This is a genomic window from Rhodoferax koreense (assembly GCF_001955695.1).
Taxonomy (GTDB): domain Bacteria; phylum Pseudomonadota; class Gammaproteobacteria; order Burkholderiales; family Burkholderiaceae_C; genus Rhodoferax_B; species Rhodoferax_B koreensis.
Window position 1 is genome coordinate 2,554,089 of record NZ_CP019236.1, and the last position, 11,861, is coordinate 2,565,949.

The 11,861-nt window shown below is 66.4% G+C and carries 11 protein-coding genes; 5 read left to right on the forward strand and 6 right to left on the reverse strand.

Going from position 1 to position 11,861, the window contains the following annotated elements:
• Positions 1-2 precede the first annotated feature (2 nt).
• Complete coding sequence (locus RD110_RS12075) at positions 3-1,070, reverse strand: aldose epimerase family protein (protein WP_076199726.1); 1,068 nt, start codon at positions 1,068-1,070, stop codon at positions 3-5.
• Between the two features lie 73 nt (positions 1,071-1,143).
• Positions 1,144-1,680 carry an acyloxyacyl hydrolase gene (locus RD110_RS12080; RefSeq protein WP_162277355.1) on the reverse strand — a complete coding sequence of 179 codons (537 nt, stop codon included), beginning with the start codon at positions 1,678-1,680 and terminating at the stop codon, positions 1,144-1,146.
• Positions 1,681-1,985: 305 nt separating this feature from the next.
• Between RD110_RS12080 and RD110_RS12085 the strand changes: the two genes are divergently transcribed.
• The gene (locus tag RD110_RS12085; protein ID WP_076199728.1) at positions 1,986-2,555 is read left to right on the forward strand and encodes a biliverdin-producing heme oxygenase; all 570 of its coding nucleotides are present in this window, start codon (positions 1,986-1,988) and stop codon (positions 2,553-2,555) included.
• An 11-nt stretch (positions 2,556-2,566) separates the two neighbouring features.
• Entirely contained in the window at positions 2,567-4,804 is a 2,238-nt protein-coding gene (locus tag RD110_RS12090) for an ATP-binding protein (protein WP_239467222.1), read from the forward strand.
• Here RD110_RS12090 and RD110_RS12095 read toward each other — a convergent pair.
• Entirely contained in the window at positions 4,758-5,390 is a 633-nt protein-coding gene (locus RD110_RS12095) for an HAD family hydrolase (protein WP_083686236.1), read from the reverse strand. The two genes, RD110_RS12090 and RD110_RS12095, sit on opposite strands and share 47 nt — an antisense overlap.
• Before the next feature lie 254 nt (positions 5,391-5,644).
• Between RD110_RS12095 and RD110_RS12100 the strand changes: the two genes are divergently transcribed.
• A complete protein-coding gene (locus RD110_RS12100; RefSeq protein ID WP_076199730.1) occupies positions 5,645-6,445 on the forward strand; it encodes an HDOD domain-containing protein in 801 nt (266 codons plus the stop codon).
• 73 nt (positions 6,446-6,518) lie between these two features.
• Here the strand turns inward: RD110_RS12100 and RD110_RS12105 are convergent, their stop codons facing one another.
• The 3 genes from RD110_RS12105 to RD110_RS12115 form a co-directional block, all read right to left on the reverse strand.
• Positions 6,519-7,349: a transporter substrate-binding domain-containing protein gene (locus RD110_RS12105; RefSeq protein WP_076199731.1), complete on the reverse strand. Its 831-nt coding sequence runs from the start codon at positions 7,347-7,349 to the stop codon at positions 6,519-6,521.
• A gap of 42 nt (positions 7,350-7,391) precedes the next feature.
• Positions 7,392-8,594, reverse strand: a complete 1,203-nt coding sequence (locus tag RD110_RS12110) for a glycosyltransferase family 4 protein (RefSeq protein ID WP_083686237.1) — start codon at positions 8,592-8,594, stop codon at positions 7,392-7,394.
• 75 nt (positions 8,595-8,669) lie between these two features.
• On the reverse strand, positions 8,670-9,449 hold the full coding sequence (locus RD110_RS12115) for an IclR family transcriptional regulator domain-containing protein (RefSeq protein ID WP_076199732.1): 780 nt from the start codon (positions 9,447-9,449) through the stop codon (positions 8,670-8,672).
• 180 nt (positions 9,450-9,629) lie between these two features.
• On the opposite strand from RD110_RS12115, the gene RD110_RS12120 reads away from it, so the two are divergent.
• Both RD110_RS12120 and RD110_RS12125 read left to right on the forward strand, forming a co-directional pair.
• On the forward strand, positions 9,630-10,550 hold the full coding sequence (locus RD110_RS12120; RefSeq protein ID WP_076204846.1) for a shikimate dehydrogenase family protein: 921 nt from the start codon (positions 9,630-9,632) through the stop codon (positions 10,548-10,550).
• A gap of 64 nt (positions 10,551-10,614) precedes the next feature.
• Positions 10,615-11,763 (forward strand): ABC transporter substrate-binding protein, encoded by a 1,149-nt coding sequence (locus RD110_RS12125; RefSeq protein ID WP_076199733.1) that lies wholly within the window; start codon positions 10,615-10,617, stop codon positions 11,761-11,763.
• Positions 11,764-11,861 lie beyond the last annotated feature (98 nt).

Genomic DNA, 11,861 nt, shown 5'->3' on the forward strand with positions numbered 1-11,861 from the left:
TGTCAGCAGGTGCTGAACCGGTGCACGGTGCTGCTCTCGAATACCTGGCCCGGGCGCAGCACCGTGGAAGGAAATTCGGGCCGGTTCGGGGAGTCCGGGAAATGCTGCGTTTCCAGGCACAGGCCATCGCCCTGGCGCACGGCCTGGCCCGAGCGGCCCACCAGCGTGCCGTCGAGGAAGTTGCCTGAATAGAACTGCACGCCGGGCTCGGTGGTGAATACCTCCATGACCCGGCCCGACGCGGCATGCGAAAGCCGTGCGGCCCGCGCCAGGCCGGCATCACCCGCCGTTCGGTCGAGCACCCAGTTGTGGTCGTAGCCGCGTGCGCGCACGAGTTGCTCGTGCGGCTCGCGGATGCGCTCGCCGATCCGCCTGGGCTGGCGAAAGTCGAAGGGCGTGCCCGCCACGTCGGCGATGCCGGTGGGGATCAGCGTCGCGTCCACCGGGGTGTAGCGGCCGGCGAAAAGCTGGAGCTCGTGGTCCAGGACCGATCCGCCGCCGGCGAGGTTGAAGTAGTCGTGGTGCGTGAGGTTGAGCACCGTGGGCCGGTCGGTCTCGGCGCGGTAGTCGATGCGCCAGCTCTGGTCCAACCCCAGGCTGTAGCGCACGGTGAGGCCGAGGCGGCCGGGATAGGCTTCCTCGCCGTCGGCGCTGGTGCGCGTGAGTTCCAGCCCGATGCGGCCATCGGCGTCGGCCTCGACGGGCGCGATGTCCCACCACTGGGCGCCGAAGCCGCGTGGGCCGCCGTGCAGTGCGTTGGGCCCGTCGTTCAACGGCAGCTGGAAGGTCTCGCCGTCGAGCTGGAAACGGCCGCCCGCGATGCGGTTGCCGTAGCGGCCGACGATGGTGCCGAAATGCGGGTTGCGCTCCAGGTAGTCGACTAGGCTGGGCAAGCCGAGCACCACGTTGCCGTTGCGGCCTTCGCGGTCCGGCACCTGCAGCTCGGTCACGATGCCGCCGTACTGCATGGCGCTCAGGCGCAAACCTCGGCCGTTGTCGAGCGTGTATTCGGAAACGACGCGGCCGCCCGGAAGGCGGCCGAATTCCTGGACTGTGATGCGAGGCGGCATGGTCGGTCGGCGAGTGGATACCGCCGATTTTGCACGCCACCGGCCGCGTATGAGCCGATGTCGGAACGCAGACTCAGAAACGGTAGCTGTAACGCAACTGGTAGAAGGTTTCGCCCGGGTTCGGGCCTTCCAGGCCGGCGTTGGAGACATGTTTCAGGTAGACGCCGAGCTCTTGGCGCCGATCGGCCCCGAAGCTGCGGCCGACGCCGAGGTGGTCGCTGAAATTCCAGCGCGAGCCGAAGGCCTGGTTGCCCCGATGGTAGGTGCCGTCCAAGTAGGACACACCGATACCGCCTTCGACGAACCACGGCGACTGGCCTGCGTCGGGGCGGTAGCGGAACATCGGCACCAGTCCGACCTGGGTGAAGCGGGTTTCGTTGTTGGCGAAGGCGTCGGTTTTCCACTGGCTCAAATAGGCATCGACGGCCAGGGAGACGCTGCCGCCCCAGAACGTGGCCGGCGTGGGTATGCGCAGGCCGATCGTGCCGACGGTCGTGTCACGGCCATCGCTTTTCGCGCTCTGGCCCGCTTCCACGTAAACCGAAACCGATTGCGGTTCGGCACTGGCCGCGCCGCTGTAGCCCGCGGCCAACGCGGCCAGGGCCATCATGCCAATGCGGACGGTGGGTGCAAAGCCTCGCATGGCGGGCCGCAAACGTGGCGATGGAGTCATCTTCCTGTTTCCTTGCTGGATGTGTGTTGTGACAACATGATTCTCGTCTTCATCGCATGACCTTGTCGGTCGCCGCTTTCCCGTTTTGTTGTAGGAGCCCGACCCGCCGGAACTCGGATGTGTCGGCGGCGCTATGTCAAAAGACATTCGAGCGAAGGCGGTCAATCGGTAAGATCGGTGTTCAACTAGTTTTGCTTTCCGGACTTTTCTTGCCAACGACGATTTCTTTGCCCGTGCCCTGCTTGACGACTCCTGAATCTGCAGGGGCGGTGGAGGAACTGCGAACGGCCACCCGCAGCCTGCACGATCGGCTCGACCGCGACCTTCCGCTGGCGCGTGAACACGCCGATCTGGCCGACTACGTGAGACACCTCATGGTGATGCGTGACTGGCAGTGCGCTTTGGTCCCGTGGCTGACGCGCACCGATTGCGACCTGTCGGGCCTGGCCTTGGCGCAGCAGGATATCGACGACGGCCCAACCCTGTCCGCACCAGCGCTGGCGCCGATCGATACCACGCCGATGCGGCTCGCCGACGATGGCAGTGCGGCCTTCTGCTGGGGCGCGACATATGTGCTGGAGGGTTCCCGGCTTGGCGGGTTGGTGCTCTACCGGCGGCTGCACTCCCGACTCGCACCGCATCCCCTGCGCTATCTGCGGCTGCGCGGAGAGACGGGACGACCCTGGCCCGAGACGCTCGCGCTCTTGCGCGGGCAACTGGTCTCCCCTGGCGAGCGCCGCTCTGCCTGTCGCGGTGCGGTGGCGGCGTTCGAGCTGCTGGTGCGGCGCTTCGAAGATGCGGGGTGCCTGTGATGGATGAACCCGTGAAGTCCCCCTCGGTGCCGTTCGACGCGGTGACTTTGGAAAACTGCGACCGCGAGCCGATCCACACACCGGCCCACATTCAACCGCACGGGGTGTTGTTTGCCTTCGATCATGCGGGCGTGCTCACGCATCGCAGCGACAACGCCGCGGCCATGCTGGGCGGCGGCGGCCTGCCTGCGCTCGGCGAGATGTTGTCGCATGCGCATTTCACCGAATTCGAAGGACTGCACGAATTGCTGCAGCGCACGCGTGAGTCGGCGGCCGACGGCGACGTGATTCCGCATGCCACCGAGATCCACAGCGTGCACGGCGACTTCGATGTGGTGGCGCACCGCACGGAGAGCGGCCTGATCTGCGAATTCGAAAGCCGGCTGGGCTCCGAGCCGACCGCCCCCAGCTTCGCGTTCACCGCGCACCGTGCGATGGAAAAACTCAAGCGCCAGCACAGCATCGAGGGGCTGTTGTCGACGGCGGTGGAGCAGGTGGCCAGCCTGACCGGTTTCGACCGGGTGATGGCCTACCGCTTCCGTCACGACGAAAGCGGCGATGTGGTGGCCGAAACGGTGCGACCCGGGCTCGATCTTTTCCTGGGCCGTCGGTATCCGGCCAGCGACATCCCGGCCCAGGCGCGCCGGCTGTATGTGATCAACACGCTGCGGCTGATCGCCGACGTGGGCGCCAGTCCGGTGCCGGTCACTCGCGCTCGGCCGGATGCCCCTTCGGTGGACATGAGCCACGGCGTGCTGCGCAGCGTGTCGCCGGTCCACATCGAATACCTGGGCAACATGGGCGTGGCGGCGTCGATGAGCGTGTCCATCGTGATCGGCGGCCGCCTCTGGGGCATGCTCGCCTGTCACCACATGCAGCCGCGCCGCGTCTCCTACACGGTGCGCATGGCCTGTGACGTGCTGGCCCAGATCCTGGCCTCCAACCTGCAGGGCGCGCTGGCCAAGGAGCAGGCGGTGCTGACCGACCAGGCCGCGAGCCTGCGCTCGCGCGTGGTGGAACGTGTCCTGCACGCCGACGACCTGATCGAGGCGCTGTCGGGCGAGGCCGATGCCTTGTGCGCAGCGCTGAACGCGCCCGGCCTGCTGCTGGCGCAGGGCGGCAACGTCCAGGTGTTCGGTGGCGTCGCGCAACCCGTTGCGGCGGCCCTGGTGCAGTGGCTCAACGACAGCGGCGCCATACCGGGCCGGCTGCTGCACATGGATTCCCTCGCCGGCATGCCCGAGCCGCTGGCGCTGCAGATGGAGAACTGGACCGGGCTGCTCGCGCTGCCTTTCGGCGAGGAAGTACCGAGTTGGCTGGTGCTGCTGCGCAAGGAGCAGATCGAGACCATCCATTGGGGAGGCAAGCCCGAGAAGGAATACCGCATTGGTCCGCTGGGCCCGCGCCTCACACCGCGCGGCTCGTTCGAGCTGTGGCGCGAGACGGTGCGCGGCAAGGCCGTGCCCTGGAGCGCCACCGAAATCGATAGCGCGCAGAAGCTGCTGGACGAACTGATGCGCGCCGACGCGGCCCACATGGCGGAGCTGCGCCGCGCGCGAGCGCAACTCATGGCGATGCTCGGGCATGACCTGCGCGACCCGCTGCAATCGATCGCAGACACCGCGACGCTGCTCGGCGAGAGCGGTGACCGCCAGATCAGCCGGCGTCTGCAGTCGTCGAGCAGCCGCATGCAGCGCTTGGTCACCCAGGTGCTCGACATGTCGCGCATGCACGGCGGGGTGGGCCTGAGCTTCAACAAGCAGCCGGTCGATCTGGTGAAACTGCTCGAAGGCATGCTCGTTGAAAACCGCCGCAGCCATCCCGGCATGGAGATCCAGCCGATCATGCCCCGCAAGCTCATGGCGCTGGTCGACGGCGAACGCATCGGCCAGGTCGTCGCCAAGCTGCTGAGCAATGCCAGCCGCTATGGCGTGCCGGGCGAGCCAGTGCTGGTCGAGTTGCACGAACGCGGCGGCATGGTGGTGCTGGAAGTCAGCAACACCGGGCAGGCGCTGGACGAAACCCTCGCCGCCAACATGTTCCTGCCGTTCAAGCGCAAGTCGCCCGACGCACTGGACGCGCGCAAGGGCCTGGGCCTCGGGCTGTACATCGCGCACCAGGTGCTCGAAGGCCACGGCGGCACGCTGAGCTACAGCTATGCCGAACCGTACGTGGTGTTCACGGCTGTTTTTCCGGCCGGCCTCAGCCCAGAAAATCCTTCAGGTCCGACACCCCCGAGATCTGCGTGATCCTGCCCGCCAGCGCCGGCGGAATCGTCTCCGGGTGGCACAGCGAAAACACCTGCATCCCGGCGGCCAGCCCGGCCTGGATGCCGGGCACGCTGTCTTCCACCACCGCGCAGTGTTCCGGCGCCACGCCGAGTCCGGCCGCGGCCTGCAGGAACAGCTGCGGCTCGGGCTTGAAGTGGCCGACTTCGTAGGCGCAGTAGATCCGGCCCTCGAAGTACGGCAGCAGGCCGGTCAGGCCCAGGGTCAACTCGGTCTTGTCGCGCGGGCCGTTGGTGGCCACGCAAAAGGGCAGTTCGAGGCGCGCGATGAATTCGAGTGCGCCGGGCATGGGCTTGAGCTCACGGCGAAAGCGATGGGCCATGGCCTCGCGCGCGGTGGCGGTGAAGTCGTCGGGAAAAGGCCGGGCGGAATGCCGCGCGAGTTCGGCCACGTTGCGGGCCATGCTCTTGCCGCGGAAGTCGGTGGCGACGTCGTCCAGCGTGAGCGTCAGGCCGTAGGGCAGGGCATGGGCGTGCATGGCGGCGATGCCAATGTCCTCGCTGTCGACCAGGGTGCCGTCGCAATCGAAAATGAGCGCTGAAATCAAAGCAGGTTTCCTCGGATGGATGGGGTCGCCGCGGCGGCTTCGGTGGAGCGGAATCTGCCGGCTTGGCGCGCGACTTGCATGGTAACCAATCGCCAACCCTGGCGACCTTGGGGACGGGTCGCCGACTTTCTGCTCAATCGTTCAGAATGGGATCGAATCGAGCCAACTTATCGCGTTGGCGCCGTGTTGAATCGCGGTGTTTCCGCACCGCTTTCGCCCCGCGTTGTTTCCCGAGACTCCAGAAAGGACCCGACATGCCAGACATCGCCGTATTCTTCCAATCGGTCAAGCTGCCCGTGATGTCGGAGGTGGCGCATGCGCTGATCCGCACGCTCAACGACGAACAGGCCGACGGGCCGGAGGTGGCCGCCATCATCGCCAGGGACGCGGTCTTGACCGCCAAGCTGCTGCGCCTGGCCAACAGTGCGAGCTTTGGCTTGAGCCGCAGCGTGGGCTCGCTGAACGACGCCATCGCGCTGGTCGGCATGGGCCGGGTGCGCACGCTCGGGCTGGCGGCGTCGCTCGGCGATGCCTTTCCCGAGATCGAGGGGCTGAGCCGTGTCGAATTCTGGCGCAGCTGCATGGTGAGCGCGGGTTATGCGCAATGGTTGGCTGGCCATGTCGGCATCGACGGCAGCCAGGCGTGGCTGGCCGCCATGATGGTGCGGCTGGGCGAGCTGATCATCGCCCAGGCCCAGCCCGCCAGCCTGGTCGAAATCGAGAAGATGCCGCACCGCCCCGGCGGGCGCTGGGAGCGCGAGAAACAGGTCATCGGCTTCAACGAAGGCCAGATCACGGCCGAGCTCGCGCGGCGCTGGAATTTCCCGCCCGAGATCGTGCGTGCGCTCGACACCGCGGCCGATCCGCTCGCGGCCAAGCCGTTCAACCGGCTCGGCGCCATCGTCCACCTCTCGATGCTGCTGGCCGAGATGCCGCCCGCCGGCCCCGAGATGCTGGAAACCCTGCCCGAGGACGTGCTGGCCGCGCTGCAGCTCAACCCGGAATGGATGCAGGGAAAATTTCCGCAGCCCGACTCATTTGTCAGCATCGAGTAGACGGGGAGCCTGTCCCGAGCTTGTCGAAGGGAGTGGCGGCTGCGCGAAGTCAGCCAAGCTGGGAGTGCGCCAATCAAACCGGCAGGTCCCCGGCGACCTTGCCGAGCCACTTCTTCGACATCGCATCGAGCGTGCCATCCTTCTTCGCGCCGGCGATGATTTCGTTGACCTTGGCTTTCAGGGCGTCCTCGCCCTTGGACACGCCGACGAAACACGGGCTGTCTTTCAGCAGCAGCTTGAATTCCGCATTGATCTGCGGGTTCTTGGCGATCATCTCGGCCGCCACGGCGCCGCTGGCGGCGATGGTCTGGGTCTGGCCGGCCACGAAGGCGGCGATGGTGGCACTGTTGTCCTCGAAGCGGCGGTACTCGAGCGAGGCTGGCGCCACCTTGGCGAGTTCCTGGTCCTCCATCGCGCCGCGCGTGGTGGCCACGGTCTTGCCGGCCAGGTCGGCGAAGCTCTTGATGCTCATGCTCTTCGGGCCGAACACGCCCTGGAAGAACGGGGCATAGGCCGAGGTGAAGTCGATGACCTTCTCGCGCTCCGCGTTCTTGCCGAGCGTGGAGATCACCAGGTCGGCCTTGTGGGTCTGCAGGTAGGGGATGCGGTTGGCGCTGGTGACGGGCAGCAGCTCGACCTTCACGCCGAGTCTGGCGCCGATCAGCTGGGCCATGTCGATGTCCAGGCCTTGCGGCACCATGTTCTTGTCGACCGAACCGTAGGGCGGGTAGTCGGTGGGGATGGCGATGCGGATCGTCTTGGTCTTCAACACGTTGTCGAGTGCGCTCTGCGCCTGCGCGCCACCGGCCGCGAGCAAGGCGGCCGACGCAAGACACAGGGCGAAATGGCGTTTGGAGATGTTCACGGGCGGGTCCTTGGATGGAGAAAGGGTTGACCCATCCATCGATGCAAGGGCCGTGCCCGCACGGCGTGTTAGGGACCGGTCTCAGGCGGCGGCGCGCGTGGAGAGAATGGACCTGAACAGGTCGAGCTGGCCCTGGGTGGTGGCCTCCCAGGAGAAACTCTCCGCATGCCGACGCGTGGCTTCCCGCGCCGGGTAATTCGCGAACAGCGCGGCCCAGCCCTGGGCCAGGCCGTCGGCGCTGCGCGCGGGCATGAGCACACCGGCGTCCGGCGTGCTCACCACTTCCGGCGTGCCCCAGATGTTGGTGGCAATCACCGGCGTGCCGCAGGCCATGGCTTCGAGCAGCACGTTGGCCCAGCCTTCGCGGCTCGAGCACAGTGTCAAGGCATCGGCGGCGGCATACCACCATTTGAGCTCGGTCTGCGGCACCACGCCCGCGAACCGTACACGGTCGGCCACGCCGAGTTTCTGCGCCTGCCGCTCGAGTGTGCCGCGTTCCTCGCCCGAGCCGGCGATCACGAGCCGGACGTCGGCCGGCAGCAGGGGCAGGGCGCCCACGGCGATGTGGTGGCCCTTGCGTTCCACGAGGTGACCGACCGACAGCAGCAGGCGTCCGTCCACCGGCAGACCCAGCCGCTGGCGTGCCACGTCGCGCGGCTCCGGTGCAAAACGTTCGAGGTCCACGCCGTTGCGCAGCGTGTTGAGTTTTTCCGGCTCGCCGCCGAGATCGCGCAGCGTGTCCATCAGCGCCTTCGCCACGCCGATCGAAGCGCTGGCCTTTCTGGCCGTGTCGAGGATGAGCTTGCGCGGCACGGCGTAGTCGGGAATCAGGTTCAGGTCGGTGCCGCGCGCCGTGACCACGAAGGGCTTGCCCAGCCATTTCGCCAGCAGCCCGGCGGCCACGCCGTCGGGGTAGTAGTAGTGCGCGTCGATGAGGTCGAAGTCGAAGCCTTCGCGCTGCAGTTTGCGGATGGTGCCCAGCGCGCCGAGCGCCATGGTGTAGGGCGCAGTGCTCATCCCGACCTTGGGCGCGAGCAGGTAGCGCGGGTGGTGCACCTCCAGCCCGTTGCGTTGCTCGAAACGCGGCGTGGCCGCGAACAGCGCGTAGTCACCGAAACGCGGCGATGTGGACGGGAACCACGGCACCGGCGCCACCACCCTGGCCTCGACCTGGCCAGTCTTCATGAGTTCGCGCAGCCGGGTCTCGACGAAGATGCCGTGGATCGGGCGCTGGCTGCTGGGGAAGAGGCTGGAGAAGAGCAGGAGGCGGATGGGGCTGGGCATGGCGGCGATTATGGCCAGCAAAACCGCGGCATTTTTATCCACGCCACCGGCGAACCGGACACTTTCGACGGATCGTCAGATCAATTGCCGCATTGCTTGCGCCGTTTCCCTGAGCACCGGCAACACCCGCGCCACCGCATCCTCGCTGGCTTCATGCCCCATCGGCATGGTCACGTTCAGCGCGCCGAGCAGATCGCCATGGCGGTCGCGCAGTCCCACGGCGATGCCGCGCGTACCCAGCTCCATCTGCTGCTCCGACAGCGACCAGCCCTGGGCGCGGATGCGCGCGAGTTCCAGCGCCAGCCGCTCCTTGCTGACGATGGTGTGGGCGGTGAAGGCCTTCAGCGTGTGGCTGGCCAGCCATTGTTCGATCCATTCGGGTTCGCGCTGGGCCAGCAGCAGCAGGCCGGAGGCCGTGACCTCGGCCTGCACGCGGGCGCCGAGCACGTAGCCGGTGTTCATCGCCCGGTTGGCGCCGTTCCTGGCGATGTAGACGATCTCGTCGCCGTCGAGCACCGAAACATAGGCGTTCTCCTGCGTGCCGGCGGTGACACGCTGCAAAAACGGCTGGACGATGCGCGGCAGCCGTGCCGATTCAAGGTAGGACTGGCCCAGGCGCAGCACGCGCGGGGTGAGCCAGAACAGCTTGCCGTCGGTGGCCACGTAGCCGAGGTGGGCCAGCGTCAGCAGGTAGCGCCGCGCAGCCGTGCGGGTCATGCCGCAACGCTGGCCGGTCTGGCTGGCCGTGAGGCGGGGGTTGGCGTCGTCGAAGGCCTCGATGATGGACAGGCCCTTCTCGAGGCCGGCGATCCAGTCGCGTTTGTCCAGCGCGGGGTTGGTGGAAGTGGGAAGCATGGGAAGGATTCTTGCCAGCAGGCGGGGTGGGGAAAGTTGGTGGTTACCCCGGCTTCGTTCGATTATCGAACGCATATGATCGATTATCGAACGAAACCTTCGGAATATCCTTTGTCAATTTGTATCGGATGGCTAAAGTCCAGCCCCAGACCAGCTAAATGACCGATCAGCGATCAAATGATGAGCACCGCACCCGCCAAGATTTTCCCGGTAGACGGACGCACCGATGTCTACATGATCCTCGGTGATCCGGTGGAGCAGGTGCGTGCGCCCGAGTCTTTCAACCTGATCTTCGCCGCCCTGGGCATGAACGCGGTGGTAGTGCCGGCGCATGTGGCCATTGCCGACGTGACGGCGTTCGTGAAGACCGTGTTCACCGGGCGCAACATCAAGGGCTTGCTGCTCACGATCCCGCACAAGTCGGTGGTGATGCCGCTGCTCGCGCGTTGCGGCCCGCTGGCCCAGGTGGCCGGCGCCGTGAACGCGCTACGCCTGAACGCCGAAGGCGAACTCGAAGGGGACCTTTTCGACGGCGAGGGGCTGGTGTCCTCGCTCAACTATTTCGGCATGGTCTATGCCGGCCGGCGTGTGCTCGTGCTCGGCGCGGGTGGCGGCGCGGCGGCGATCGGGGCCTCGCTGGTCGGCGCCGGCTCGCAGGTCGCCCTGGGCGCTGCCAGCGAACTGGCCTTCTATGACCCGACACCCGGCAAGGCGCAGGAACTCGCGCAACGCCTGTCCGGCCACAGCACGCGCGTCAGTGCCGCGGCCAGCAACGACCCTGCAGGTTACGACCTGGTCATCAACGCCACGCCACTCGGGCTGAAGACCACCGACGCCATGCCCTGCGATGCGGCCCGTGTCGAGCCGCATGCCGCGATGATGGACATCCTGATGAAGAACCAGCCCACACCCTGGGTGCGGGCCGGTCGTGCCCGCGGGCTCAACGCCCAGCCGGGTTTCGAGATGATGATCCAGCAGGCCGACCTGTACCTCGAATTCTTCGGACTTTCGGATGCCGCGGCGCGGGTCAAGCGCGATGCGACCTTCATCCGCGAATCGATTTATCCCGCCGAATTGGCCGGCGAGATCAAGCGCCCCTGATCGCCTGATCCCCTGTTTCATCCGCCAAGCCGCCTACTTTTTCACCACCCTGAGGAGACCTTCCATGCAAAAACGCTTTGCTTTTAAATTGATAGCTGCTTGCGCGCTGGCCGCAAGCGCGCTGACCGGTTTTGCACAACAAACCGTGAAGATCGCCGGCATCGTCGAACTGTCCGGTCCCGGCACCACGTCGGGCACCTTCTTCAACAACGGCGCGATGCTTGCGGTGAAGGAAATCAACGCCGCCGGCGGCATCCTCGGCAAGAAGATCGACTATTCGTCCAACGACACGCAGAGCAACCCCGGCGTGGCCAAGGGCCTGACGCAGAAGGCCGTGGACCAGGACGTGTTCGCCATCTTCGGCCCGGTGTTCTCCGGCTCGATCATGGTCAGCATGGCCGAGAGCCGCCGCGCCGAGATCCCGAACTTCACCGGCGGCGAAGCGGCCTCGATCACGCAGCAGGGCAATCCGTACATCTTCCGCACCAGCTTCACGCAGGACACGGCCATGCCCAAGGTGGCGCGCTACATGAGCGACACCATGAAGCTCAAGACCATCGCGATCATTTACGTGAACAACGACTTCGGCAAGGGCGGCCTGGACTCGGTGAAGAAGGCGCTGGCGCCGTCGGCCACCAAGGTGTTGGGCGAAATCTCCACGGATTCCGGCCAGATCGACTTCTCCGCCGCCGTGCTCAAGGCCAAGCAACTCAATCCGGACGGCATCTTCGCCTATACCAACGAGGAAGAGTCGGCCCGCCTGCTGCGCGAATTGCGCAAGCAGGGCTGGACCAAGCCCGTCGTCGGCGAAACCACGCTGACCGGCCAGAAGGTGATCGAGCTCGCGGGCGAGGCGGCCAACGGCGCCATCGGCCACGTCGGTCTCACCGTGGACGCGCCGCTGCCCGCAGTGCGCGCCTTCCGCGCCAAGTACGAGAAGGAATACAAGACCATCTCCGACCACAACGGTATGAAGGGCTACTCCGGCATGTACATCCTGAAGGCGGCCATCGAAAAGGCCGGCAAGTTCGACCGCAAGGCCGTGGCCAATGCCATGCATACGCTCAAGGTCACCGCGGCGCAGCAGCCCGGCGTGCTGATGGACGTCACCTTCAACGAAAAGGGTGACCTGGACCGCGACAGCTTCATCGTCGAAGTGAAGAACGGCAAGCAGGAAGTCACCGCCGTCGTGCCTCCGCTCGGCGCGAAATAAGTCTTTGGCGGACCGGCGGGTGGCCTGATTTGCCGCCCGCCATGTTTCCCGTATCCACGGTCCCGTGCGTGCCGCATGTGCACTCACGTCCCGACCGA